Consider the following 25678-nt stretch of genomic DNA (forward strand, 5'->3'; position numbering starts at 1 on the left):
AGCGGGGCATTGCGGTGAGTCGTTGGGCGAACTTTCCGTGTTGAACCTGTGGGAGGACGGGGCAACCAGCACCGGCACTAATCAACTTGTTCGCCAGCGCTTTTGGAGTGATTGGGCGTCATGTGAACCATCTGTCGAGCGAATCCGGCAATGCAGTGGTGTTGGCGCCTTCTCCCACCCAGGCGACGTGGCCATCGGGTCGGACCAAGACCGCATTTGGAGTCGCTACTTGGCCGATGACGGGGAGCTTCAAGATTCCGCTGAATTGCACGCCCACCGCTGTCACTCGGTCCGACCAAGGCGTGATGTCGAAGTACGACTCTTGGTCGCCGAACGTCAGCAGAACGCCTCGGGCCTGATGCAGAAGTGTGAACAGTCGGGCGGGACCAGAGGCCATATGGAGGTCGATGTCTGGCATGCGGCGGCCGAGCAGCGGGTGTCCCTCGCCGATGTCGTAGTGGATGTCCAGACCGCACATCATGGCGGCGATCTGGGTGCGGGGTTCGTTCATGCTGAGCAGTTCGGTCACGGTGTCGCGCAACGCGTCGACACGTGGCCCGGGGCCGTTGAGGGCGGTTTGGGCCATGGTGTTGTGCAGCACTCGTGCACCGACCGGATGTCGCTCCGCGTGGTAGGTGTCGAGCAGTTCCTCGCTGGAGGTTCCGCGAACGACTTGACCTAGTTTCCAGCCCAGGTTGACCGCGTCCTGGATCCCGGTGTTGAGACCCTGCCCGCCGATCGGGAAATGAATGTGTGCGGCATCGCCGGCCAGTAACACGCGGCCGGCGCGGTAGGTCGCAGCTTGGCGCGTGGCATCGGTGAATCGGGAAACCCATGTGGCACTGCGTAATCCGTAATCTGTTCCGCAGGTAGTCGTGAGAGCTGCGCCGAGGGCGGCCACCGTGGGTTGAGCGGTGTTTCCCGCCGTTGGTTCGGTCACCATCACTCGTACGGCATTTTCGCCCGCGAATTTGAGGAACGAGTGGAAACCACCGTGGCGGTGCAGTCCCCAGGGTGGCTCATCGGTCATGTCGACGTCGGCGACGAGGCAACTGATTGAAGGATCCCATCCGGGGAAGGCGATTCCGGCTGCCCTGCGGATGACACTCCGACCCCCATCGCAGCCCACCAGGTATTGGGCGTGCAGCGTCGATCCGTCTGACACTGTGGCGGTAACGCCGCAGTCCTGTTGGGCTAGGCCGGTGACCTCGCGTCCGTAGCGCACGGGTACGCCTAGTTCGGCGATCCAGTCGGCCATGATCATTTCGACTCGGTATTGCAATAGCGCGAGCCCGTAATTGTGCCGGGTCGGCAGGTCGGTGACATCGAAGAACAGCCCTGCGTAGTGGCCGTGCTGCCCGATGGCGCCCTCGGCAAGGAACCGATCGGCGATGCCTCGCTGGTCGAGCACCTCGATCGTCCGCGGTGTCATGCCACCGGCACGCGAACCAACCAAGTTGCGATCGGTGCGCCGCTCGACGACGGCAACATCGACTCCTGCCAGCGCCAATTCGCCGGCCAACATCAGTCCGGTCGGGCCGGCACCGACGACTACCACCTCGTGGTCCGCCATCCCACCTCCGTTGGTAAACAATGTTCACCACGCAAGTTATGGTGGCATGCAAGCTCTGTCAACAGCACCGGCCCTACGCTGGTCTTCGATGGGCAAACGTGGATTAACCCGGGACACGTTGGTGGCGCTCGCGCACGAGTACGTCGCCGCCAACGGCTTGGATGCACTGACGATGCGCCGCCTCGCGGCCGCGGCGGAAGTTACTCCGGGTGCCCTGTACAAGCATTTTCGGGATCGTAAGGATCTGCAGCGTGCGATGGCCGACGCCGTCTACGCCACCATCGACCTTTCGGACATCGACACCACCGCACCATCGGTCGCGCAGGTTAAGACGTGTTGCGAACGGATGCGCCAGGCGATGCTGGCCTTTCGGGATGGCGGACGCATTATCGCTGGATCCTTCGCACCGCTGGGCGCGACCCTCAAGCTCTCGGCAACGCTGATGACACTGCTAGAAACGGTCACCGCACCCGGGTACAGCCCAGGGCAGCTAGCCGCCCTGTTGCGTTCTTACACAACCGGTTTCGTGGTCGATGAACAGGCGTTCCTGGAGCTCAAAGCGAGTAACGAGTGGGATTCGCTAGTGCAGCAGGTCGCCAATAGTGACCACCGCCGGCCCGCCGACGCCGATGACCTCATCGCAATACTCACCGGAGACCGCGACTGTCGATTTGAGACCGGTCTCGACATGATCCTCACCGGACTCGTCCGAATCAGCCCAGTACCGCCGAGCTGACCGAGGGCCTGTTGACCGTCCCTTTCACCTGGCGGTGCCGACCAAGAGTCGTCAGCGAGATGGCCCATTAACAATGTCCTCTGTCGCAACAGGCTAGGCCCGTCAACTTGTCGGCTGCCGGCCGTACTGTCAGTAGCACCGGACGACGGGCCGCGAGCATATCAATCCAGAGGGGAGACCTAATGGAGTTGCACGAGTTCGCTGCTCGGGCCGGCGAGACCGATCGCACCATCGATCCTGATCGTGCACCCGCACCCGTTCATGAACGGCTGCTCAGTGCCGAGCTGCGTGGCTGTCGGTAGCTGATCGCGGCGAGGCGGCGAACATCCGCTCTGCGGGATGCTGCGCTCACCGACACGGTAGTTACCGCGGTCGATTCCATGCGCATAACCAGCGTTTCGGTCGTGGCGGCGGGCTCGTGCGCCTCAGGTTAGAAAGGACGGAGGTGAGTTGTACAAGAGCTGCGCGATCTCACCGAGAAGAGACGCGAGCTCTTTGAGCAACGCAAGGCTGGGGTCATTAGTGGAGGTCGTGGCGGAACGGCCGGTGGTGGACTCAGCAGGGGACTGCCTTCCTGTGACAGACAAAGAGTCCACGGTGAACACGTAGTCCGAACGCGTTGCCTGGAGCGCCGATTCCTTCTGGACGATCATCTGTGTCCTAGAGGGCATCCTTTCGCCACGGTCGTAGAACCCCTGCCAACGTTCGACGTACTCGGCGTCCGACAGTTCTTCCAGCGTTTGTCTGTCAGCCGCAAGCTCGCGGTCAAAGAAGCTGACTTTGAGCTCACCGCCAGCAAGAATGACTCCGTCGCCCGTCAGGCCGTGCGACGTGGTTACCAGGACCATGGAGACATCGGCGCCTTTGACATCGATCAGGCAGTGCTGGACGGCAGTGCGTAATCGTGCGAGCTTGTCGTGAACCCTGACAGCGGCGCCACCGTCGAACGTCTCGGGCAGCGTGGGGCGGTGTTGATTCTGACCTGGCCCCTCGATCCCTTTGTAGGTCAGTCGGTGGATCACGACGGTCTGCGACGTCATCACCTCCAGAAGATGCCACGCACAAATCTAGGCCGCGACGTCGGCGTCCGTGTCGTGAACCCGTAGTTGATCCGATGTGGGTACGAACTTCATGGAGAGCCGTGGGAAGCCCGAGTGGTTCACCTCGACTTCGAGGCACTCCAGCAGATCGTTGGTGCAGGCAAGCGCACTCGACTTATCCAACTTGACGATGCTGGTCAGGTGCTTGACGGCAACGTGGCCGGCGCGACTGGTCGACACGTCGTGGACATGCAAATGGGACTTGGACACGGAAACCGGGTTCCGACAGGTGGGCATCGGGAACAAATCTGGAACTACCTCCGTTAAAGCCTTCGACAACAAGTTGAGTGCATTGGACTCAAGTATGGCTTGACAGGCAGCCGCCGCAGAGAGCAAGCTTGAGCGCAGTTCGCTCAGATCACCTTAACCATGTCTATTCAGGAGGCATCACTATGGCTCGTGCGGTCGGTATCGACCTCGGGACCACCAACTCCGTCGTCGCGGTTCTCGAAGGCGGCGACCCCGTCGTCGTAGCCAACTCTGAGGGCTCCCGCACCACCCCGTCGGTTGTCGCATTCGCGCGCAACGGCGAGGTGCTGGTCGGCCAGCCCGCCAAGAACCAGGCGGTGACCAATGTCGACCGGACCATCCGTTCGGTCAAGCGCCACATGGGCACCGACTGGGCCGTCGAGATCGACGGCAAGAACTACACCGCGCAGGAGATCAGCGCCCGTACGCTGCAGAAACTCAAGCGCGACGCCGAGGCCTACCTCGGCGAGGACATCACCGACGCGGTGATCACGGTGCCCGCGTACTTCAATGACGCCCAGCGTCAGGCCACCAAGGAAGCCGGCCAGATCGCCGGTCTGAACGTGCTGCGCATCGTCAACGAGCCGACCGCCGCGGCGCTGGCCTATGGCCTGGACAAGGGCGAGAAGGAACAGACCATCCTGGTCTTCGACCTCGGTGGTGGCACCTTCGACGTCTCGCTGCTGGAAATCGGTGAGGGCGTCGTCGAGGTCAAGGCCACCTCGGGTGACAACCACCTCGGTGGTGACGACTGGGACGAGCGGGTCGTGCAGTGGCTGGTCGACAAGTTCAAGGCCACCAGCGGCATCGACCTGACCAAGGACAAGATGGCGATGCAGCGGCTGCGTGAGGCCGCCGAGAAGGCCAAGATCGAACTCTCCAGCTCGCAGAGCACCTCGATCAACCTGCCGTACATCACCGTCGACGCGGACAAGAACCCGCTGTTCCTCGACGAGCAGCTGACCCGCGCCGAGTTCCAGCGGATCACCCAGGACCTCCTGGACCGCACTCGCAAGCCGTTCCAGTCGGTCATCTCCGACGCCGGCATCTCGGTCTCCGAGATCGACCACGTGGTGCTCGTGGGTGGTTCGACCCGTATGCCTGCGGTGACCGAGCTGGTCAAGGAGCTCACCGGTGGCAAGGAGCCCAACAAGGGCGTCAACCCGGACGAGGTCGTGGCCGTTGGTGCCGCGCTGCAGGCCGGTGTGCTCAAGGGTGAGGTGAAAGACGTTCTGCTGCTTGACGTCACCCCGCTGTCCCTCGGTATCGAGACCAAGGGTGGCGTGATGACCAAGCTGATCGAGCGCAACACCACCATCCCGACCAAGCGGTCGGAGACCTTCACCACCGCCGATGACAACCAGCCGTCGGTGCAGATCCAGGTCTTCCAGGGTGAGCGCGAAATCGCTTCGCACAACAAGCTGCTCGGTTCGTTCGAGCTGACCGGTATCCCGCCGGCCCCGCGTGGTGTCCCGCAGATCGAGGTCACTTTCGACATCGATGTCAACGGCATCGTGCACGTCACCGCCAAGGACAAGGGCACCGGCAAGGAGAACACGATCAAGATCCAGGAAGGCTCCGGCCTGTCCCAGGACGAGATCGACCGGATGATCAAGGACGCCGAGGCGCACGCCGAGGAAGACAAGAAGCGTCGCGAAGAGGCTGACGTCCGCAACCAGGCCGAGTCGCTGGTCTACCAGACGGAGAAGTTCGTCAAGGAGCAGCGTGAGGCCGAGGGCGGCTCCAAGGTTCCCGAGGAGACGCTGGCCAAGGTCGACGGTGCCATCGCCGAGGCCAAGTCGGCCCTCGCCGGTACCGACATCGCCGCGATCAAGTCGGCCATGGAGAAGCTCGGTGTGGAGAGCCAGGCCCTGGGCCAGGCGATCTACGAGGCCACCCAGGCCGAGCAGGCCGCCAGTGGCGCGGGTGGTGCTTCGAGTGCCGCCGCCGCCGACGACAACGTCGTGGACGCAGAGGTCGTCGAGGACGATCAGGAGCACAAGTGAGCCAGGGAGATTCGCACGAGCCGGTGACCATCACCGACAAGCGGCGCATCGATCCGGAAACCGGCGAAAAGCGTGAGGACGCTCCGGCGTCGGCCCCGCAGGGGTCGGCGCCGGACGCCCCGGCTGCGGCTCCGGCCGCGCCGGCAACCGACGAAGCTGCCGAGCTCAAGTCAGACCTGCAGCGGCTCAAGGCGGAATACGACAACTACCGCAAGCGTGCGGTGCGTCAGGAGCAGGCGGCCGCTGAGCGTGCCAAAGCCCTTGTCGCGCATCAGTTGTTGCCGGTACTCGACGATCTGGATCGGGCTCGGTCCCACGGTGATCTGGAGTCTGGCCCGCTGAAGTCGGTGGCGGACAAGCTTGCTGCCGCGTTCGGCGGGATCGGCCTGGAAGCGTTCGGCGCCGAGGGTGATGCCTTCGACCCGTCGTTGCACGAGGCCGTTCTGCACGAAGGCGACGGTTCCAACCCGGTGTTGGGCACCATCATGCGGCAGGGCTACAAGCTCGGCGAGCAGGTGCTGCGGCACGCGTTGGTCGGGGTCGTCGACGCAACGCCGACCGGGGTTCACCCGGATGAAGCAACGGATACGCCCGACACGCCCGCCAATGCCGACGTCACGACAGAACAGAAACCAGAATCAAACGAGTAATCAAGCGACGCTGAGGAGGTGACGCGACATGGCTCAACGTGAATGGGTCGAGAAGGACTTCTACAAGGAACTCGGCGTCACCTCTGACGCCACCAAGGATGAGATCAAGCGCGCCGCGCGCAAGGTCCTCGCCGACAACCACCCTGACCGCAACCCGAACAACCACGCGGCGGAGGAACGCTACAAGGCGGCCACCGAAGCCAAGGAAGTTCTGACCGACGACGCCAAGCGTGCCGAATACGACGAAACCCGAAGGCTTTTCGCCAACGGCGGCTTCGCCCGGCGGTTCGGCGGCGGCGGCGGGAACGGCGGTGGTTTCGGTGGATTCGGCGGTGACACCGGCGAATTCAATCTCGGTGACCTGTTCGACCAAGCCGGCCAGACCGGCGGCGCAAACATCGGCGATCTGTTCGGTGGGCTGTTCGGCCGGGGCGCGCAGCAGGCGCGCCCCAGCCGTCCGCGTCGTGGGAACGATCTGGAGACCGAGGCCGAGCTGAGTTTCCTTGAGGCGGCCAAGGGCGTGCGGATGCCGCTGCGCCTGACCAGTCCTGCGCCGTGTACCAACTGCCACGGCAGTGGCGCCCGGCCGGGGACCAGCCCCAAGGTCTGCCCGAACTGCAACGGCGCCGGCGTCATCAACCGCAATCAGGGCGCGTTCGGATTCTCCGAGCCGTGCACCGAATGCCGCGGCAGTGGTTCGATCATCGAACAGCCGTGTGATGAATGTCGCGGGACGGGTGTGACCACCCGGACTCGGACCATCACCGCGCTGATCCCGCCGGGTGTGGTTGACGGCCAACGTATCCGGTTGGCCGGACAGGGTGAAGCCGGTTTGCGCGGGGCGCCGTCGGGCGACCTGTACGTGACCGTGCGGGTCACCGCGGACAAGGTGTTCGGCCGTGATGGCGATGACCTGACGGTAACCGTGCCGGTGAGCTTCCACGAATTGGCTTTGGGCACAACACTTTCTGTGCCGACGCTGGAAGGCAAGGTCGGAGTCAGGGTGCCCAAGGGCACCTCGGACGGCAAGATCTTGCGAGTGCGTGGCCGTGGCGTGCCCAAGACCGGCGGCGGTCACGGTGACCTGCTGGTGACCGTGAAAATCACGGTGCCGCCGAACCTGGAAGGCGAAGCGGCCGAGGCACTCGAGGCATACGCGAAGGCCGAGCGGGCCGGTGGCTTCGATCCACGGGCGGGCTGGGCGGGGTCGCAGTGATGAGCGCGTACCCGAGGAGGCGAGGTGGTAGATGAGCGCGAAACGCAAGAACGACCAAGCCCGTACGTTTCTGATCTCGGTGGCCGCCGAGCTGGCGGGTATGCACGCCCAGACGCTGCGTACCTATGACCGGCTCGGTCTGGTCAGCCCGGAGCGCACGTCCGGCGGCGGACGGCGCTACTCCGAGCACGACGTCGACCTGTTGCGTGAAGTGCAGCGGTTGTCGCAGGACGAAGGCGTCAACCTGGCCGGTATCAAGCGGATCATCGAGCTGACCAACCAGGTGGAGGCATTGCAGTCCCGCCTCTCCGAGGTCACCGCCGAACTGGAACGCGTGCGCAAGCCCAGTACCGCGCTGGTGCTGTGGGAGCCCCGCCGCGGCAGGCGATAGCTGCGCGAGCTTGCTCCCGCAGGCGGGGAGATGCCCCCGATGAGACCCCCCGATTCTTGATGAATCTGGGGGTTTTCGAATCTGTTCGCGGAGGAGCTTTAGGCAACGGTGATGGAAAACCGTTGCACCGCAGGATGTCCTGAGGCCACCCGATAGCCGCCGCGGCGAAGTGCGTCGGTGGGCGCGGCCATCGGCTCGAAGCAGATCACCTGCTCGCCGGCCGGTGCGAAGATCTGTGCGGCCGAGTAGCCCGATTCGAATCTGACCGAGACGCTGCGGCCGCCACCGGACACGGTGAACACCGAACCGTCCTCGACCTCATCGAACCCGTCATCGAACGCGACGGTGCCGAGTTGTGCGGCGCCACCGCCCCATGGATGCCGCTCCCCGGTGGGCAGTCCGCGGGCGTCGACGGCCAGGTGCCGCATCTGCGGCGTGACGATGGTCCAATCTTCCCGTCGTACACCGGGGATGGTGAGGTACGGGTGGTAGCCGAAGCACAGTGGCACCGCGGTGGCCGAGGTGGGCCGGACCGTGGTCTCGACGGTAAGCGTGCGGTCCTCGAGGGTGATGCGCTGGGTGAGCAGGTGCGGGAATGGGAACGATGCCAGCAACCCTGGTCGGTTGAAATCCAATGCGGCAGTGAGGGTATTGGCCGTGCGGTCGATCACCAGCCAGCCCGGATGGGCGGCGAGGGTGCCATGGATGGGAGCGCCATGCTCGTCGGCTCGCACGCCGCCGGTGCCAGCGGTCAACGTCACCACGGCTCCGTCGACTTCATAGTTGTTGGCGCTCAGCCGATTCGCCCACGGGTACAGCAGCGGTATCCCCATGGTCTTGGCATTCGTCAGGTAGGCGTCCAGGCCGCGGCGCAGGCCGAGGAACTCGTCGTCCCCGTCGGTCAGGGAGGTACCGATCATGCCTGCGCCCGGCACGAAGGTCGCGGTCAGCGCCGACGATGTCATTACCACGGTGTCGAGCTCGGTCTTCACGGGTCTCCTCGTAGTCAATTTGCCAATGGGTCGTACTGGATACGTTCTGGCGGTGCACCTTTGGAAATCAAGGTGGCTTTGGTGGCGGTCACCATCTGCGGGCCCCCGCAGATCAGGATCTGCCGCTCGCCCCAGTTTCCGTAACGGGTGACGACTTCGTCGAGCCGGCCGGTCTGGCGCACATGTAGACCACGAGGCGGAGTCGGGTCGGGATAGTCCGCGGCCCATGGCGGGTTGGTGGAGAACTCGGACACGGGCGTCACCGACAGCCACGGGTTGGTGGCGGCGATCTGCCACAGCGTCGGCAGGTCATACAGATCGCAGGGATACCGGCCGCCGAAGAACAGATGCACGCGGGGGTTCTCGCCGAACTCGGTCAGATCCATGATCAGCGTTCGCAGTGGGGCCAGGCCGGTGCTGCCGGCGACCATCAGGACGTCGCCGCCGTTACGGTCGATCTGCAACCCACCGTGTGGCTTGGACAGTCGCCAGCGGTCACCGGGTTTGGTCTCGGTGACGATCGCCGGGCTGATCATGCCGCCGCTGACCGAGCGGATGTGGAATTCGATGGCGCCGCCGGGGTCCGACGGGATCGCGGGACTCAGATGCCGCCAGCGTCGGGGCCACTGCGGCACCTGCACCGTCACGTATTGGCCGGGGTGGTACGGCAGGGGCTGGTCGAGTTGCAGCCGCACCACCGAAACGTCACGAGTGGCGCGGTTGACCTCGAGCACTGTGCCGTCGTGGAACGGCAACCCCGGCTCGGCATCCGCCGCGCCACGCATGACGCCGACCATCAGATTGATCGCGTGCGTGGTGGCCTCGGCCACTGGCTGGTCCCACAGATCAGCCAGCGCGTCCCGCAGGGTGGCCAGCAGTGCTCGCTCCAGGGTGTCGTAATGCTGTTGTGTCACACCGTATTTGCGATGATCTCGGCCCAGCTGGGCGAGCAGGGCAACCGGTTCGTCGGCGCGCTGCGCGACGAACTCGCCGAGCACCCAGAACAGGACGTGGCCGAAGGCTGCGCGTTGGGCTTCCAGGTCGGGTGGGAACAGATCGCGGGCGGAGGAGTCGATGGAGAACCAGTGTGTGTAAAAGCGTCGGATCACCTCGTCGGCGCCCTGGGCCGGGTCGACGGCAGCGCGCAGCACCGTCAGTGCGTCGCGGTCTTCCAGGCCCACGTTTGTGGAGTGTAGGTGGGCCCGGCGAGGTGGCTCCCCGCGCCGTGGCATCTACCGGCCCGTCACGCCTCGAAACAGCAGCAGTGCGCCGAAGGCGATCGGTAGGCCGGCGGAGACGGTCACCGGATGAGCCTGGACCCAGCAGCGCAACCGGGCGAACACGGCGGCCGGATGACTGCCTGCCACCAGGTAAGTCAGTACCGAGATGGCCACCGAACTGCCGGCGACCGCGGTGAAGCACAGCACCAGCTGCCATTGCGTCGGCAGCGGCAGCTCGTGGACAGAGATCATCAAACCTGCTGTGACGCAGAGGAATATCGCCACTGGATTGACCAATAGCAGCACGCCGGCGGTGAGCATGCCAGGGGTTGGCGTCAGTGTGCTGAGCCGGTGCACCCACTCAGGTTCGGCGTGCGGGCGCTCCCGGCGCAGGATCCGGAAGCCGCCGAATGCGATGAGGACGGTTCCCACTCCGATGCGGATCCACACCGTGGCGAGCGGATACGGCCAGCCGATGCGCCCGAACGCCTCGGCGCACAGCCCGGTCAACGCCGCGATCGACAGCAGCCAGCCGGCGAGAAAGGCAAGCCCGGTCGAGCGGGGGTGTGCGCTGCGCAGTGCGACCAGCGCCGAAACCATGGACAGCGGTTGCAGTGCGAAGATCACAGCCAGAGGCGCAGATTCGGAGAGCGCCGCGACCAGGCTGGCCGACATCACCGCTCCCCTCTCGTCGACGATTTTCCTGCTGCCGCCCGCTGTGGCTAGAGGTGCGTGAGCCCCTTGAGCAGGACCAGCACGCCGATCACGATCAGGATCCCGGCAACCAACACGGCGTGCTGGCGATGCAGCCAGTCACCCAGTCGTGCCATGGTCGGGTCCAGGCGCTCGCCGGCCGCGGCGTAGATCAGCACCGGAATGGCAACCGAACTTCCGGCCACGACGGCAAAGCACAGCACCGCGGTCCAGGTTGCCGCCGCAGACAGCTGGTCGGTGTCGATGGTCAGGCCCGCAGCGATGCACATGAACAGCACCTTCGGGTTCACCACCGCCAGTACCGCCGCAGTGACGAAACCGCTTGCGGGCGTGACGGTTCGCAGCCGTCGCATCCATCCCGGTTCTTCGGTGGCGTGCTTGCGGGTGGTCCAGCGGTAGACGCCGAAGATGATCAGCAGGGTGCCGATCACGATGCGTACCCAGGACGCGGTGGTCGAGGGCTGGGCGGCGTGGGGCACCAGGGCGCCCAATTCGACGAACACTCCGGTGACAACGGCGATGGCCAGCAGCCACCCGGCCAGGAAGGTCAGACCGGTGACTCGGGCCTGGGGTGTCTGCAGGATGAGCACCGCCGGAATGATCGACAGCGGAGACAGCGCAATCACCAGGGCGAGGGGGATCAGTTCGGTGAGAACCGAGACCCAGTTAGTCATCGCGTGCGCCCTCTCGGTGGATTCGTCGGAGACCGTAGCAGCGCGGTGGCGGCGTCGCCTGCCTGCCGGTCAGCTGCCTTCGAATTGGTTCCGGCCCAGGGTGTCGACGAAGGTGGGGCCGACAAGGTCGAGCTCACGAAGGTACGCATCGGCCCAGGCGCCGTAGGGGTGGTGGGCCAGGTACTCGTTGCGGAATCGGTCGTCTTCGGACACCTCGGTGGCGCAGAACGCCGGGATCGCAAGATCGACGACGGGTCCGCCGCGCTCCACCTCGGACATGATGAGAGGCGCATTGCCGCCGAGGAACCGGTCGATGATCCAGCCATCCTCGCCGAGCCACACCGCGTACCGAACCTTGGCGACCACGTGTTCGCAGCGGCGCACGATCTGCCCTGCGACCATCGGGTCGAGGTTGCGTTCGGCCTCGTAGCGGGTGCCTCCGACGGCGACCCCCTTGGCTGTCATGGTCCCGAACGACTCGTCGCCCAATGCTTCGACGAGGGCGGCGGGAGGCAGGTCCAACTCGGCCGGGGCGGGCCCCTGCACCCGGACGCGGACGGCGTACCCGTCCGCGGCGAAGAGGTACGCCTGGACGATCAGGGCGGGGGTGGGATCGGAGGCCGCTACGGCGGGCAACTCGCGGACGAAGAACTTCCGCTCGAATTCGAAATCCCCGGATTCGGACATGGACAGACCGTAGCTCGGCGGGCCTGAAACGACCGATCTTCGATGATTACCGCCCCCGCGCGGCGCGGAGTGGGGGCAGTTCGCGGATGGTCTCATCGGGCGGCGTAAAATTTTCAGAGTTGAGCGGAACAGACTCAACCTTGACGGCGTTGCAAACAGGGACAAGCATTTTTCTCTAGACGAAAGGGAGGTGTCGTGGACTCGTTCAACCCGACCACGAAGACTCAGGCGGCGCTGACCTCAGCGTTGCAGGCGGCCACCGCCGCCGGAAACCCGGAGATCCGTCCGGCCCATCTGTTGATGGCTCTGCTGACCCAGAATGACGGCATTGCCGCACCCCTGTTGGAGGCCGTCGGCGTCGACCCCGCGACCATCCGGGCCGACGCGCAGCGCCTGGTGGACCAGCTGCCCAGCGCCAGCGGCGCCAACTCGACGCCGCAACTGTCCCGTGAGTCGGTCGCGGCCCTGACCGCTGCCCAGCACCTGGCCACCGAGATGGACGACGAGTACGTCTCCACCGAACACCTGTTGGCGGGCCTGGCCAGTGGGGACAGTGACGTCGCCAAACTGCTCACCGGCCACGGCGCCTCGCCGCAGACCCTGCGCGAGGCGTTCGTGAAGGTGCGTGGCAGTGCCCGCGTCACCAGCCCCGATCCCGAGGGCACTTACCAGGCCTTGGAGAAGTACTCCACCGACCTGACCGCCCGTGCGCGGGAAGGCAAGCTGGACCCGGTCATCGGGCGCGACAACGAGATTCGTCGCGTGGTGCAGGTGCTCAGCCGCCGGACCAAGAACAACCCGGTGCTGATCGGTGAGCCCGGTGTCGGCAAGACCGCCATCGTCGAGGGCCTGGCCCAGCGCATCGTGGCCGGCGACGTGCCGGAGAGTCTGCGGGACAAGACCGTCGTCTCCCTGGACATGGGGTCCATGGTGGCCGGCGCCAAGTACCGCGGTGAGTTCGAGGAGCGGCTCAAGGCCGTCCTCGACGACATCAAGAACTCGGCCGGTCAGGTGATCACGTTCATCGACGAACTGCACACCATCGTCGGTGCCGGAGCCACCGGCGAGGGCGCGATGGACGCCGGCAACATGATCAAGCCCATGCTGGCCCGCGGTGAGCTGCGGATGGTCGGCGCCACCACGCTCGAGGAGTACCGCAAGTACATCGAGAAGGACGCCGCGTTGGAGCGGCGCTTCCAGCAGGTGCTGGTCGGCGAGCCGTCGGTCGACGACACCGTCGGCATCCTGCGCGGCCTCAAGGACCGCTACGAGGTGCACCACGGCGTACGGATCACCGACTCCGCGCTGGTGGCGGCCGCCACGCTATCCGACCGCTACATCACCTCACGGTTCCTGCCGGACAAGGCCATCGACCTGGTCGACGAGGCGGGCTCACGGTTGCGGATGGAGATCGACTCCCGTCCTGTGGAGATCGACGAGGTCGAACGCCTGGTTCGGCGCCTCGAGATCGAAGAGATGGCGTTGGCCAAGGAAGAGGACGCCGCCTCCAAGGACCGGCTGGAGAAATTGCGGGCCGAACTGGCCGACCTGAAGGAGAAGCTCGCAGAGCTGACGACACGGTGGCAGAACGAGAAGAACGCCATCGACATCGTCCGCGATCTCAAGGAACAGCTGGACCACCTGCGCGGTGAGTCCGAGCGGGCCGAGCGCGACGGCGACCTGGCCAAGGCCGCCGAATTGCGGTACGGGCGGATCCCCGAGGTGGAGAAGAAGCTCGACGCGGCGCTGCCCCAGGCGGAGGCCCAGGCGAACGTCATGCTCAAGGAGGAGGTCGGACCCGATGACATTGCGGATGTGGTGGCGGCGTGGACCGGCATCCCGGCCGGGCGGTTGATGGAAGGCGAGACCGCCAAGCTGCTGCGCATGGAGGACGAGCTCGGCAAGCGCGTCATCGGGCAGAAGAAGGCCATCGCAGCCGTGTCTGACGCCGTGCGGCGTTCACGGGCCGGCGTGGCCGACCCGAACCGTCCCACCGGTTCGTTCCTGTTCCTGGGCCCGACCGGTGTCGGTAAGACCGAGCTGGCAAAAGCGTTGGCGGACTTCCTGTTCGACGACGAGCGCGCCATGACCCGGATCGACATGAGCGAGTACGGCGAGAAGCACTCGGTGGCTCGCCTGGTCGGTGCCCCTCCGGGCTACGTCGGCTACGACGCCGGCGGTCAGCTGACCGAGTCGGTGCGGCGACGCCCGTACACCGTGGTGCTGTTCGACGAAGTCGAGAAGGCCCACCCCGACGTGTTCGACGTGCTCCTGCAGGTGCTCGACGAGGGTCGGCTGACCGACGGTCAGGGCCGCACGGTCGACTTCCGCAACACCATCCTCATCCTGACGTCCAACCTCGGGGCGGGCGGCAGCGAGGAGGTCGTGATGGCCGCGGTGCGGGCCAAGTTCAAGCCGGAGTTCATCAACCGGCTCGACGACGTGCTGATGTTCGACGCGCTCGATCCCAGCGAGCTGGTGCAGATCGTCGACATCCAGCTGGCTCAGCTGCAGAAGCGGCTGGCTCAGCGGCGGCTGACACTCGAGGTCTCGCTGGAGGCCAAGAAGTGGCTGGGCGACCGCGGCTTCGACCCGCTGTACGGCGCCCGTCCGCTGCGCCGGCTGGTGCAGCAGGCCATCGGCGACCAGTTGGCCAAGATGCTGCTGGCCGGCCAGGTGCACGACGGTGACGTGGTGCCGGTCAACGTCAGCGCCGACGGTGAGGGCCTGACCCTGGGCTAGTTCCTCCCCGTTCCTCCCCGCGAACAGACACATATGTCCCCGCACGCACGGCGTGTCGGGGACATATGTGTCTGGTGGGGGACTTATCCACAGGCATAGCGGACTCGGACTTCCTGATCGGAGTTCAAATCGGCACCGTGATGCTGTGTTCATCGACGAGCTGTTCGAGGCCAACAATGGAGTCGCCACGTACGCGCAGTTGCTGACGGTGATGTCGCGAAAGGCGATTGCGTCCCATCTGAGAAAAGGCGCCATCGTTCGTGTCTGTCACGGCATCTACTCGTTGGGTATCCCCGACACCGCACGCCGGCTGGCGGCGTTCGACCTCAGCGTCGGGAAGTCCCTCGTTGCCTGTATGAGTACGGCAGCTGACCTCTACGGCTTCGGCATCGCGAGCAGCGATTGTGTCCATGTGCTGGATCCAGGCATGCGCGTCCGCCCGAAGCTCGGGCTGATGGTGCATCAGCGCGTCGGCGCTCCACTGCAGCGGGTCGGCGGCCGACTGACGACCGCACCTGCATGGACGGCCATCGAATTGGCCCGTTCACTGGCCCGGCCGCGGGCCTTGGCCACGCTCGATGCCGCGTTGCGATGTGGTGCGTGCACGTTGGCAGATCTTGATGCCGCCCTGCGGCAACAATACGGCCGCAGAGGCGTGGTCAAGGTACGAGAACTCTTGCCGTTGGCGGACGCCAGAGCCGAGTCGCCGATGGAGTCCGAAATGCGGCTGGTCTTCATCGACGGGGGACTGCCCGCCCCCGAGCTGCAGTACGAGATCCTCGACCGATCTGGACAGGTGTGGCGCGTGGATTTTGCCTGGCCGGAGTACAAGGTCGCGGCTGAGTACGACAGCGTGGATTGGCATGCCAATGCCGCCGCCTTCAAGCACGACCGGATGAAGGCAGCAAGGCTGCAGGAGTGTGGGTGGGCGTCCGTGCCTGCGGTGGTTGACGATGTCCGCCGGTGTCCGGATGACCTGTGCACCCGGATCGTGCGTCAATTCGAGCGGGCCGCTCTGGCCGGTTGAGCAGACACAGCCGGGTGAACAGACGCGAATGTCCCCAATATCGGCTGTATCTGGATGCATATGCGTCTGCTCGCGAGGAATGTCGACACCAAGTGATCACCTTGTGACCAATTCGAGTTCGGGCATTTCGGCCTCCAGCTTGTAGGCTTGGCCCGATGGTCCCGCTCTGGTTCACGCTCTCCGCACTCTGTTTTGTGGGTGCGGCGGTGCTGCTGTACGTCGATATCGACCGTCGGCGCGGCCTCGGCAGGCGCCGCAAGTCCTGGGCGAAGTCACACGGCTTCGATTACGAGCACGAGTCGCCCGACCTGGTGAAGCGGTGGAGCCGCGGCATCATGTCGACTGTCGGTGAGCACGTGCACGCCCGCAACGTGGTGCTCGGCCAGATCCGCGGCGAAGCGGTGTTCATCTTCGACCTCGACGACGTCGCCACCGTCATCGCCCTGCACCGCAAGATCGGCACCAACGTCGCCGTTGACCTGCGACTGAAGGACATCCCTGAGCCCCGCGAGAGCGATATCTGGCTGCTCGGCGCCATCGGTCCGCGCATGGTCTACTCCACCAACCTCGATGCCGCCCGGCGGGCCTGTGACCGCCGCATGGTCACCTTCGCGCACACCGCACCCGATTGCGCCGAGGTGATGTGGAACGAGCAGAACTGGACGCTGGTGTCGATGCCGATCACCAGCACCCGCGCTCAGTGGGACGAGGGTCTGCGTACCGTCCGGCAGTTCAATGACTTGTTGCGGGTGCTCCCGCCGGTGCAGCAGGGCGGACCGGCCCTGGCCCGGCGCAGTGGCTCGCCCAGCCGCCCACTCAGCTCGGCGCCGGTGCGTCCGGCCGAATTGCCTGCCGGCCGCACCCACCAGCCGCAGGGACGCGCCGACATCGGCCGCTACACCCAGTTCGCCGAGGCCCGTAACGGCCAGCCGGCGACGAACTTCCAGCGCTAGTCCACCTCGCCCGGCGGACCTGCTGGGCTGGAGAAGTAACCTGTCTCGCATGCCGCGTCCCGTTGCATTGATCACCGGGCCCACCGCTGGGTTGGGCACGGGGTTCGCGCGTCGCTATGCCACTGACGGCTATGACCTGGTTCTGGTGGCCCGTGACGAGCAGCGCCTCGAGCAGGTGGCAGCCGAACTGCGCGCCGATGCCGGCGTCGACGTCGAGGTGCTGGTCGCCGACCTGTCCGTCGCCGCCGACCGGGAGCGGGTCTCTGCCAGGCTGGCCGCGGGCGTCCAGGTGCTGGTCAACAACGCCGGGTTCGGCACCTCCGGTGAATTCTGGAACGTGCACTACTCGCAGTTGCGGGCCCAGCTCGACGTCAACGTCACCGCAGTCATGCAACTGACCCACGCCGCGCTGCCGCCCATGCTGGACGCCGGCAAGGGCACCGTCATCAATGTCGCCAGCGTGGCCGGGCTGCTGCCGGGACGCGGCTCGACGTATTCGGCATCCAAGGCCTGGGTCGTCTCGTTCTCCGAGGGCCTGGCCAATGGATTGAGCGGGACCGGGGTCGGCGTGCACGCACTGTGCCCGGGCTTCGTGCACACCGAATTCCACGAGCGGGCCGGCATCGACATGTCCGGCACCCCGTCGTGGTTCTGGCTCGAAGTGCCCGAGGTGGTCCGCGACACCTTGTCGGCCGTGGCCAAGGGCGAGGTGGTGATCATCCCGGGCCTGCATTACAAAGCGCTGACCACTGCGGGACGGATGATGCCACGCGGCCTCGTGCGGGCCGCCACCAAGGTCGTCGGCCGCGGTCGCGGTCGCACATGAGGGCCGCACGTGTCGCGGTCGCCATGGTGCTGGCCGCTGTCCTGGTCGCCTGCTCCGGTGGTGCCGATACGCCGGCGCCCTATCCGACTGCCAAAATTGGTGAATCCCAAGCCATTCTGGGTTGGAACGTGTCGCTGTCGAACCTGCGGTTCGACGCGGATTACGTGTTGGTGGACATCGACGCCGCGCCGGCCAAAGCGGGCAGTCCGCACGCCAAACCAGAGTCCCTGCGGCTCGGGCTGTACGGGGCGCTGGCGCATCCGCTCGAGGCCAATGCGATAGGCAGCTGTGCCGGTGTGCCGAGCCTGCGCTTCACCCCGGCCACCGCACCGAATCCCGACAAGGTCTCGGGCACAGTCTGTTTGGGGCCGATGCGGGACCACTCACAGGTGCGCGGGGCGTATCTCTATTCGCCGGCCGACCGCATCGCCGGCAGCACCGTCGCCTATCCCGCTGCATACCCGGTGGGTCTGGCGCCGACCGCGGAGAGTGATACCGGTCTGGTGGTGAGGACCTCCAGCGTCGACGGTTTTCGGGCTGACGGTGGCCAGTTGATCCCGCAAGCACTCGGTGACCCAAGCGCTTTCACCGGCAAGGGCTACATGCTGTTGGGCCTGGAGATCGCCGGTCAGAGCAAGCGGTACCGCGACGATGCGGTCAAACGTGGTGGGCCCCTGATGATTCTGGCCAGCCCGACGGTGCCGCCGCCGGGTGTGTCGCGCGCCTGCGACGTGTACGGGTCCTCGCTACTGGTGATGCCCGATACCTCGTTGGACGCGATCTCGGTGCGGGCCTCGCTGTGCACTCAGGGCGATATCAATGCGGCCCTGCTGTATGCGACCGTCGCGGTGGCGGGAACGCATGCGGCGCTGTGGGTTTCGGCGTGACCGAAGCCGGTCCCACCGAATGGGGATCGACGCCCGGTGTGGGGCCGTGGCCGGGCGTGCCCCCCGAGGACCCGCACTACGACCCGGCTCTTTTGCGCGAGGGCGACACCCGCAATGTGGTTGATGCATACCGGTATTGGACCCGCGAGGCCATCGTCGCGGACATCGATACCCGGCGCCACCCGCTACACATCGCGATCGAGAACTTCGGCAACGACGCCAACATCGGCGCAGTGGTCCGCACCGCCAATGCCTTCGCGGTGCACACGGTGCACATCGTGGGCCGGCGACGGTGGAACCGTCGCGGCGCCATGGTGACCGACCGGTATCAGCGATTGCAGCATCACGACAGCACCGAGGAACTACTCGCGTTCGCCGCCGACGCCGGGCTGACACCCGTCGCGGTGGACAACGTTCCCGGTTCGGTGCGACTGGAACGCAGCATCCTGCCCCGGGACTGCCTGCTGATCTTCGGGCAGGAAGGTCCCGGCATCACCGACGACGCGAAAACTGGTGCGGTGATGACGGTCTCCATCGCCCAATTCGGCTCGACCCGCAGCATCAACGCGGCGGTCGCGGCCGGCATTTCGATGCACGCCTGGATCACTCAACACGGGGACCTGGAGCAGGCCTGGTAGGGCAGTATTGACTCCCATGGAGCTCCTCTGGGCCAACCGTGCGGCCAGCGCGGAAGCGGCGGTGTCGCAGCGTCACATCCGCCGCCTATGGTCGCTACCGGGAACGCAGTTGGGGGTGGTCGGCTGGCCGTCGACGCGTGCCGAGCAGCAGTTCGGTTCCTGGGATTACTGGTGGCAGGCACACCTGCTGGACTGTCTCGTCGACGCTCAACTGCGGGATCCGACGGCTGAGCGCCGCACCCGGATAGCCAGGCAGATCCGTGGACACCGATTGCGCAACGCAGGGCGCTGGACCAACAGCTACTACGACGACATGGCGTGGCTGGCGCTGGCGCTGGAACGTTCGGACCAGCTGGCCGGCGTCGCCCGCCCCGGGGCGATGACGACCCTGGCGGGACAGTTCCTGAATGCGTGGGTGCCTCAGGACGGCGGCGGTATTCCGTGGCGCAAACAGGACCAGTTCTTCAACGCCCCGGCAAACGGGCCGGCGGCCATCTTCCTGGCCCGCCACGGCAGCCTGCGCCGGGCCCAGCAGATGGCGGACTGGATCGACGACACTCTGATCGACCCCGAGACACACCTGGTGTTCGACGGCATCAAGGACCGCTCGCTGGTGCGGGCGCAGTACACCTACTGCCAGGGCGTGGTGCTCGGCCTCGAAGTCGAACTGGCGGTGCGCACCCGCGATCCTCGGCATCAAATCCGGGTGCACCGGTTGGTCGCGGCGGTACGTGACGCGATGGCACCCGGCGGGGTGATCGTCGGCGCCGGTGGTGGTGATGGCGGGTTGTTCGGCGCCATTCTGGCCCGCTATCTGACGCTGGTGGCCACCGCACTGCCGGGCGAGGCCGATGACGACGACGCGACCCGAAAGACGGCCGCGGGCTTGGTGCGTACCTCGGCACAGGCGGCGTGGGACAACCGGCAGTCGGTCAACGGGCTGCCGCTGTTCTCGGCATTCTGGGACCGCACCGCCGAGATACCCCAGGCCGGCGGCGTGGCCGCGCAGTCGGTGGACGGTGCGGTGCACTCATCGGAGATCCCGGAACGGGATCTGTCGGTTCAGGTGGCAGGTTGGATGCTCATGGAAGCCGCGCACGCCGTCGGCGCCTAGTTCTTCTTCGGCATGAATCCGCGGCAGTAGGAGTAGATGGCGAACCCGCCGAAGGTCATGGCGTCGTTGTTGGACAACTTGGAGTTGTTCTTGATGTGCATCAGGGCGCCGTTGATGTTGCCGCCCTGTTGCAGTCCGGCGCAGGTGGAATGGGCCAGAGTGATGGCGTCGTGGTCGGTCATGTGAATGCCCTTGCTGCTCAGGGCCTGCAGGAACGTCTGATCGGTGTCACTCTCGGTGCCGCTGTCGGCGAACGCCGGCGCGGCCAGTCCGGTGGCCATCGCGGCCGCGGCGACGGCGGCGGTGAATCCGGTCACCATTCTTGTGCGCTTCATGCGTAACCCCTGTCACTTACGTGGTCGTCATCAGGGTACGTGAGCAAACGGGGCGCTGACCACAGTGCTCACAGCACCTTGGCCGAGAACCCGGCGGTCGGCCAGCTTGATAGATGCGCATTTGCGGGGTTCGATCGGGTGCGTGCGTAGATTGGCCGCGGCGCTGTTGCTGCTAACGGTGCTATCGGCCTGCTCTGGGCGGCCCAGTTCCCTCGTCGACCCGGCGGGGTATCAGGTGGACGGCGACAAGGTCTATTACCTCAGCGACTTCCCCGGCACTGCTTTCCAGATCCCGGGTGCCGATGCCGGCTCGTTCCACAGTTACGACCGGCGGTTCGCCGGCGACCGTGCCAACGTGTATTTCGAAGGCCGCCGGATCGTCGGCGCTGATCCAGCGAGTTTTGTGTTGCTGGCAGACCGGGAGGGCTGGGCCAAAGACCGCGGGCACGTCTATCACCATGATCGGCCGGTCAGCTCCGATCCGGCCCACTTCGTCGTGCTCGAAGGCGGACTGGCGAAGGACAGCACCGCGGTGTACTGGTCTGACGGTGCCGTCGTGTCCGACGATCCCGCGCACTTCGCCGTGGTCTCCAATGATGACCATTACCTGTTCACCAAGGACGCGCACGCGGTAGAGGTCAACGGCGCGTTGATCGCCGACGCCGACCCGGCGACGTTTCGGGTGTTGTTCGGCGGCTATGCCCGCGACCGGCAGGCCATCTTCTACTTCACCGACCGGGTGGCCGATGCCGATCCGGCTTCGTTCCAGACCCTGGCCGGCTCCTACGCCCGTGATGCCCGGCACGCATATTGGATGGGGGCGGCGATTCCCGGAGTCGACCTGACGTCATTCCGGGTGCTGAATGCGAACCTGGAATGTTCGGCCGACGCCGCGCATGCCTACTACCGCGACAGCATCGTGGCCGGGGCGGACCCCCGGACCTTCCCGCAGGGACGGGCGGTCACCGAGTGCTCGGAGCGGTCGATCACCTTCGCGCACTGAAATCACTTGTGCAACACCCATAGTCCGATTGCGATATAGACGACAGGCACTATCCAATGGCCCCAGGCATGGAGTGCGAGGACGACTCTGCGGTGTGTTACCAACACCGCTCCCAGTGCGCACCAGGCCGCCACGCAGGCCGCGAAAACCGCTATCGTCAGCCATGTTTCGGCGCCTGACTGGGTACCGAAGATCGGCGTGTATGCCGCGACGTTGTCCCCGCCGTTGGCTATCGTCAGCGCGGCAACTCCGGCGATCCCGGTGGCTGCCGAAGGCTCATCGGAGCGCTGTGCCCGCATCGCGGTGGCCAGTCGATAGACGCCGAGCGACAGCGGAATCAGACCCAGCAGGCTGACCCAATCCGGTCGAATCAGGGTCAGGCCCCGCGAGGCAAGAACTGAGAACAGCACCAGCGCCGTCATGCCCAGGTACTGGCCAACCCAGATCTGCCTCCGGCTCGGCCGTCCCGTGGCGACGCACGACGCGCTGAGAACGCTCAACACGACGATGTCGTCGATGTTGGTGCTGGCGAACAATCCCACGGCGGTGACAGCGGTCTGCCAGAGGGATGCCATGGCGTGCACTCTAGGCGGGCCGAACTCGGCATGTGGTGATTGGGGCTGCCGCTCGTACAGACATTGACGTCGAGGTCATTTAAATACAGCAAAGATGTTGTGCCAGTTGATAATTAGGCCTTGCGCGACGGAATATTATTGAGGCATACAGCGTCTATATAGTCGGCTTCGCTTATGAATTGCTGATTGTTTGCTTGTGGAGGTTTGTCATGACCACGCTGAAGAAAATTGTGATGAGTACAGCCGTCGCCGCGGCTGCCGGTGGTGTGATGTTGGGCGTCGGCGCTGGTGTTGCCACCGCGACACCAGGGGTCGGCCCGGGGATGTTCTCTCAGGATCATGGCTGGGGCGGTGGCGACTGGGGTGGCCACGGTCACGGCGGCTGGGGTCGCGGCGGTTGGGGCGGCAATGGCTGGGGTGGCGGCCCCGGCTGGGGCGGCGGTCCCGGTTGGGGCGGACCGAATGTCTACGTCAATGCGCCGTGCGTGACCGGCCCGCTCGGCTTCGTCACCGTCTGCCCCTGATCCCGCGTCGAGATCACGGGTTGCGCACCCAGGTGCAATAGCCGCTCAAGTGGATCGTGAAGGCGTTGGGAACGATGTCGAACGTCATCGGTAGGTTGGGTGGCCCCTGGTCTACCTGAGGTGGGCTCAACATGCCGGCCACCACCACCGCCTGCTGCACCGAGCGGCACCGTGCGAAGGGGCCGATCGGCGTGGCTGTCCAGCTACCGGCCAACATGTTCGGGTTCGCCATCGCCTGGCCGTGCAATGTCAGCGCGGGGCCGAAACTCACCCAACGGTCGATGGGATCGGCGGGCTGGGGGACCGGGACCCATTGGTTGTTCTCACACCGCACCGGTGCGGAGCCGCCCTGCTGCTGCGACGAGAGACCGGCAAGGTTCGGAGTGCAGGACGTATCGGTGGCGGGATCGGCCGTCGCGACCGGCATGGCCGTCAGGGCGGCAGCCATCGCGAACAAGGCGGGTATGCGGATCATGGCTAGACCTTGGTCAGATCGGTCTTCATGAGCATCACGTTGTATTGACTCCACAGCGAAAGATTCCAGTACAGGTCGGTTCCGGTGCCCAGCGTAGATGGCGACCACGGGTCCATCATGGGCGCGTAGATGCCGCCGTTCTGCTGGGTCAGCAATACGGTGGCTGCCGACCACTTGCCCTGCGGGGTATCCGACGTCCGCATCACGATGTTGTTGAACTGGTCGCCGTAGAGGGTCACGTACTTGCCCAAGGTTGCGTTGTACTGCACCGACAGCTCGCTGACATGGTTTCCGGGCTGGGTGACCCCGCAGGCTCCGCCGCTGTTGCCGAACACTGCGCTGGCCTTGGCCGGGTCGTTGTACCAGCCGGCTTTGTACGCTCCGAAGCCGAAGAATCCGGCGCTGCCCTTGCTGTAGTACTGGTACTTCGAGGCATCGAGGATGGCGGACTCGGCCACCCGGGACAGGTAGGCGGAGCCACCGCGGCCGTTGGGTGTGCCGTAGGCGTAGGCGTAGACGTAACCGTCGCCGGGGCGCACGAAGGCGGACTGCTGGAAGTTCTTGTTCCCACTGAACGGCGAGTTCTGCCGGACGCTCGACGGTGCGACGTACCAATTCTCGCCGTTGTCAACGGAATACGCGATCGCCGAGTAGTTGGTCGACCATTGGCCGGGTGAGCCCCATTGCTTGACCGACATGAAGCTCAGATACTGGGTCGCGCCGAATTCGGTTCCCGGCGTGGGTACCGAGATGCCGGCCGTCGGGATCAGTGTGACGCCGGTGGGCAAGCCTGAGGGTAGGCGCTCCGGCAGGATGATCTGGCGGGCGTAGTTCTGTTGGGACAGTGGCATGCCGCCGAACATGTTGCCGTTCAACCACTGCCCGGCGCCGATGGTGATGCCGTCGGCGAGGTTGGTGTCCGAGCTGCGGGCCAGGACGTTGTTGCGCCAGGTGCCGGTCATGTTCGGGCCGCTGAAGGTGTCTCCGAAGGCCATCAGCACCTGGTGTTCGTTGATCGGTGTGCTGGGGTCGTCGGCAATTCCGTTGTCCCACATGGTTCCGACATCGGTGCCCCAGACCCCGAACCGGTTATAGGTGTCGTTCGGCGGGAAGTTTCCGGTGATCCAGTTGACGAAACTTGTTGATGCGCCCAGCTTTTGACCTGGAGTGGGGAAGCCGGGCTGGGCAGCGTTGGCCGTGGCGGTCGCCGTGGCCGGCAACGCCAGGCTGGTGGTGTCGACGGCCACGCCGGCGGTGGCCGCTTTGGGGCGCGGCTTGAGGGCAGCCACCACGTTGTCGATCTCGCGTCGCGCGAACGCCAATATCGCCCAGGCCAGGGTGGGGTGTGCGGGATTGGCGGGAGTTGGATTGAAGGCCCAATTGAGCACCTCGCCAACGACTTTCACCACCGTCTGCACAGGGTTGACCGCTGCGGGGGTGCTCGAGGTGCCGGCCAGGGCTGTGGCAGCTGCGGCTACCTGGGTACGTATGAGCGGGGCTGCGGCTGCCGGCTTGATGGCCGCGGGGGTGTTGGCCGCGGGTTTGGCGCTGGGCTTGAGCGTCGGCTTCGGCGGCGGTGTGGGATCCGGGGTGGCGGGTTCGGCGGCCGAGGGTCTGGTCGCAGGATTGGTGTTCTTGTTTTTCCACACCGGCTTTGGATTGCGCGCCGGCCGGTCGTCGACGGCGACCTTCGAGTCGTCGGCTTTGGACGCGGGAGCCTGCGGTGTCTTGGTCTTTTTCGGTCGCGGCTTCTTCGGGCCGGCGGAGGTGTCCGACTGGGTCGACGTGTGGCCGGCGGGGCCGCCGGATTCGTCGGCCCAGGCCGTGCCGTGCCCGGTCGCGATCGCAGTGCCGACGCCCAACGCGACGGCCAACCCGCCGACCCGTCCGATGTAGGCCGCTGCGCCCATGCCGTGCCTCCGTGTCTGTCCAGCCCTCGTCCATCGAACCGCAAGGGTTCTCACAGTGGAAGCGTTTTGGGGTCTCGGGGCGGTTGCAGTTTCAGTCGGTCAGGCCGGCCTGGCGCAGGGCGTCTTCGTAGAGGGTGATCGCCTCGTCGATGCCCTCGTCGACCCAGCTGTCCACGATCGCCACCCGATCGGCGACCAATTGCACGGTGTTGACCCACCGCTCGAAATCGGCTGTGCGACGCAGGGTGTCGATCTGCTCGCGGGAGCCCTGAATCAAGAAGAAGCCGCCCAGTTCGACGCTCTGCGGTCGCAGGATCACCACGTCGAACCACTCGATGCGTTGCTCGTCGGAGAGCTGTTGCAGGTAATCACGCGATGAGCGGAGGGTGGCGAGGGCGTTGGTCTCGCGGCCACGGGTCGGCAGGCCCCACGCCACCCAGAATCCGGCTTGGCTCACGGTG

Annotated in this window: 27 protein-coding genes; 14 read left to right on the top strand and 13 right to left on the bottom strand. The window is 65.6% G+C overall.

Translation table 11 applies throughout. The features are described 5' to 3' along the window. Window positions 1–118: 118 nt before the first annotated feature. Window positions 119–1573, bottom strand: coding sequence for an FAD-dependent monooxygenase (locus ABIA30_RS14920; RefSeq protein WP_370066625.1), 1455 nt, complete (start codon window positions 1571–1573; stop codon window positions 119–121). A gap of 121 nt (window positions 1574–1694) precedes the next feature. On the opposite strand from ABIA30_RS14920, the gene ABIA30_RS14925 reads away from it, so the two are divergent. After that, entirely contained in the window at window positions 1695–2309 is a 615-nt protein-coding gene (locus tag ABIA30_RS14925) for a TetR/AcrR family transcriptional regulator (RefSeq protein WP_370067104.1), read from the top strand. Between the two features lie 425 nt (window positions 2310–2734). On the opposite strand, the gene ABIA30_RS14930 is transcribed toward ABIA30_RS14925, so the two are convergent. Both ABIA30_RS14930 and ABIA30_RS14935 read right to left on the bottom strand, forming a co-directional pair. Beyond that, window positions 2735–3349 (bottom strand): hypothetical protein, encoded by a 615-nt coding sequence (locus tag ABIA30_RS14930; protein ID WP_370066627.1) that lies wholly within the window; start codon window positions 3347–3349, stop codon window positions 2735–2737. Window positions 3350–3376: 27 nt separating this feature from the next. Then, window positions 3377–3619, bottom strand: a complete 243-nt coding sequence (locus ABIA30_RS14935) for a hypothetical protein (RefSeq protein WP_370066629.1) — start codon at window positions 3617–3619, stop codon at window positions 3377–3379. Window positions 3620–3801: 182 nt separating this feature from the next. On the opposite strand from ABIA30_RS14935, the gene dnaK reads away from it, so the two are divergent. The 4 genes from dnaK to ABIA30_RS14955 are packed head-to-tail and all read left to right on the top strand — an operon-like array spanning window position 3802 to window position 7921. Beyond that, on the top strand, window positions 3802–5664 hold the full coding sequence (gene dnaK / locus ABIA30_RS14940) for a molecular chaperone DnaK (RefSeq protein ID WP_370066631.1): 1863 nt from the start codon (window positions 3802–3804) through the stop codon (window positions 5662–5664). Continuing rightward, the gene (grpE, locus tag ABIA30_RS14945) at window positions 5661–6314 is read left to right on the top strand and encodes a nucleotide exchange factor GrpE (RefSeq protein WP_370066633.1); all 654 of its coding nucleotides are present in this window, start codon (window positions 5661–5663) and stop codon (window positions 6312–6314) included. Before dnaK ends, grpE begins: the two co-directional genes overlap by 4 nt. A 28-nt stretch (window positions 6315–6342) precedes the next feature. After that, on the top strand, window positions 6343–7530 hold the full coding sequence (gene dnaJ / locus ABIA30_RS14950) for a molecular chaperone DnaJ (RefSeq protein WP_370066635.1): 1188 nt from the start codon (window positions 6343–6345) through the stop codon (window positions 7528–7530). Between the two features lie 31 nt (window positions 7531–7561). Continuing rightward, window positions 7562–7921, top strand: coding sequence for a heat shock protein transcriptional repressor HspR (locus ABIA30_RS14955; RefSeq protein WP_370066637.1), 360 nt, complete (start codon window positions 7562–7564; stop codon window positions 7919–7921). Between the two features lie 98 nt (window positions 7922–8019). On the opposite strand, the gene ABIA30_RS14960 is transcribed toward ABIA30_RS14955, so the two are convergent. The 5 genes from ABIA30_RS14960 to ABIA30_RS14980 all read right to left on the bottom strand — a co-directional run bounded on the left by ABIA30_RS14960 (window position 8020) and on the right by ABIA30_RS14980 (window position 12208). Next, window positions 8020–8886, bottom strand: a complete 867-nt coding sequence (locus ABIA30_RS14960; RefSeq protein ID WP_370067106.1) for an aldose 1-epimerase — start codon at window positions 8884–8886, stop codon at window positions 8020–8022. Window positions 8887–8927: 41 nt separating this feature from the next. Further along, on the bottom strand, window positions 8928–10094 hold the full coding sequence (locus ABIA30_RS14965; protein WP_370066639.1) for an FAD-binding oxidoreductase: 1167 nt from the start codon (window positions 10092–10094) through the stop codon (window positions 8928–8930). 51 nt (window positions 10095–10145) lie between these two features. Further along, on the bottom strand, window positions 10146–10808 hold the full coding sequence (locus ABIA30_RS14970; RefSeq protein WP_370066641.1) for a GAP family protein: 663 nt from the start codon (window positions 10806–10808) through the stop codon (window positions 10146–10148). Window positions 10809–10855: 47 nt separating this feature from the next. Further along, window positions 10856–11521 carry a GAP family protein gene (locus ABIA30_RS14975; protein WP_370066643.1) on the bottom strand — a complete coding sequence of 222 codons (666 nt, stop codon included), beginning with the start codon at window positions 11519–11521 and terminating at the stop codon, window positions 10856–10858. Window positions 11522–11590: 69 nt separating this feature from the next. Then, window positions 11591–12208 carry a hypothetical protein gene (locus ABIA30_RS14980; RefSeq protein ID WP_370066645.1) on the bottom strand — a complete coding sequence of 206 codons (618 nt, stop codon included), beginning with the start codon at window positions 12206–12208 and terminating at the stop codon, window positions 11591–11593. Window positions 12209–12403: 195 nt separating this feature from the next. Between ABIA30_RS14980 and clpB the strand changes: the two genes are divergently transcribed. From clpB to ABIA30_RS15015, 7 genes are all read left to right on the top strand, one after another. Further along, window positions 12404–14950 carry an ATP-dependent chaperone ClpB gene (clpB, locus tag ABIA30_RS14985; RefSeq protein WP_370066647.1) on the top strand — a complete coding sequence of 849 codons (2547 nt, stop codon included), beginning with the start codon at window positions 12404–12406 and terminating at the stop codon, window positions 14948–14950. A gap of 145 nt (window positions 14951–15095) precedes the next feature. Further along, window positions 15096–15977: a type IV toxin-antitoxin system AbiEi family antitoxin domain-containing protein gene (locus tag ABIA30_RS14990; protein WP_370066649.1), complete on the top strand. Its 882-nt coding sequence runs from the start codon at window positions 15096–15098 to the stop codon at window positions 15975–15977. Window positions 15978–16132: 155 nt separating this feature from the next. Then, complete coding sequence (ttfA, locus tag ABIA30_RS14995) at window positions 16133–16930, top strand: trehalose monomycolate transport factor TtfA (protein ID WP_370066651.1); 798 nt, start codon at window positions 16133–16135, stop codon at window positions 16928–16930. Window positions 16931–16979: 49 nt separating this feature from the next. After that, on the top strand, window positions 16980–17756 hold the full coding sequence (locus tag ABIA30_RS15000; protein WP_370066652.1) for an SDR family NAD(P)-dependent oxidoreductase: 777 nt from the start codon (window positions 16980–16982) through the stop codon (window positions 17754–17756). Beyond that, window positions 17753–18643: a hypothetical protein gene (locus ABIA30_RS15005; RefSeq protein ID WP_370066654.1), complete on the top strand. Its 891-nt coding sequence runs from the start codon at window positions 17753–17755 to the stop codon at window positions 18641–18643. Before ABIA30_RS15000 ends, ABIA30_RS15005 begins: the two co-directional genes overlap by 4 nt. Beyond that, a complete protein-coding gene (locus tag ABIA30_RS15010) occupies window positions 18640–19281 on the top strand; it encodes a TrmH family RNA methyltransferase (RefSeq protein ID WP_370066656.1) in 642 nt (213 codons plus the stop codon). Before ABIA30_RS15005 ends, ABIA30_RS15010 begins: the two co-directional genes overlap by 4 nt. 16 nt (window positions 19282–19297) lie before the next feature. Further along, window positions 19298–20395, top strand: a complete 1098-nt coding sequence (locus tag ABIA30_RS15015; RefSeq protein WP_370066657.1) for a glycoside hydrolase family 76 protein — start codon at window positions 19298–19300, stop codon at window positions 20393–20395. On the opposite strand, the gene ABIA30_RS15020 is transcribed toward ABIA30_RS15015, so the two are convergent. Then, window positions 20392–20730 (bottom strand): DUF732 domain-containing protein, encoded by a 339-nt coding sequence (locus ABIA30_RS15020; protein ID WP_370066658.1) that lies wholly within the window; start codon window positions 20728–20730, stop codon window positions 20392–20394. The genes ABIA30_RS15015 and ABIA30_RS15020 overlap by 4 nt on opposite strands. Before the next feature lie 142 nt (window positions 20731–20872). Here ABIA30_RS15020 and ABIA30_RS15025 point away from each other — a divergent pair, with 142 nt between their 5' ends. Next, window positions 20873–21733: a DKNYY domain-containing protein gene (locus ABIA30_RS15025; RefSeq protein WP_370066659.1), complete on the top strand. Its 861-nt coding sequence runs from the start codon at window positions 20873–20875 to the stop codon at window positions 21731–21733. A 2-nt stretch (window positions 21734–21735) separates the two neighbouring features. Here ABIA30_RS15025 and ABIA30_RS15030 read toward each other — a convergent pair whose 3' ends face one another. Then, the gene (locus tag ABIA30_RS15030; protein ID WP_370066660.1) at window positions 21736–22308 is read right to left on the bottom strand and encodes a cadmium resistance transporter; all 573 of its coding nucleotides are present in this window, start codon (window positions 22306–22308) and stop codon (window positions 21736–21738) included. Between the two features lie 209 nt (window positions 22309–22517). On the opposite strand from ABIA30_RS15030, the gene ABIA30_RS15035 reads away from it, so the two are divergent. Continuing rightward, complete coding sequence (locus ABIA30_RS15035; RefSeq protein WP_370066661.1) at window positions 22518–22832, top strand: hypothetical protein; 315 nt, start codon at window positions 22518–22520, stop codon at window positions 22830–22832. Between the two features lie 13 nt (window positions 22833–22845). On the opposite strand, the gene ABIA30_RS15040 is transcribed toward ABIA30_RS15035, so the two are convergent. The 3 genes from ABIA30_RS15040 to ABIA30_RS15050 form a co-directional block, all read right to left on the bottom strand. Next, on the bottom strand, window positions 22846–23307 hold the full coding sequence (locus ABIA30_RS15040; RefSeq protein WP_370066663.1) for a hypothetical protein: 462 nt from the start codon (window positions 23305–23307) through the stop codon (window positions 22846–22848). Between the two features lie 2 nt (window positions 23308–23309). Further along, window positions 23310–25217: a DUF4185 domain-containing protein gene (locus ABIA30_RS15045; protein WP_370066665.1), complete on the bottom strand. Its 1908-nt coding sequence runs from the start codon at window positions 25215–25217 to the stop codon at window positions 23310–23312. Between the two features lie 91 nt (window positions 25218–25308). Then, the gene (locus tag ABIA30_RS15050) at window positions 25309–25674 is read right to left on the bottom strand and encodes a hypothetical protein (RefSeq protein WP_370066667.1); all 366 of its coding nucleotides are present in this window, start codon (window positions 25672–25674) and stop codon (window positions 25309–25311) included. Window positions 25675–25678: the final 4 nt, after the last annotated feature.

This window comes from Mycobacterium sp. MAA66 (assembly GCF_041261665.1).
Lineage (GTDB): Bacteria > Actinomycetota > Actinomycetes > Mycobacteriales > Mycobacteriaceae > Mycobacterium.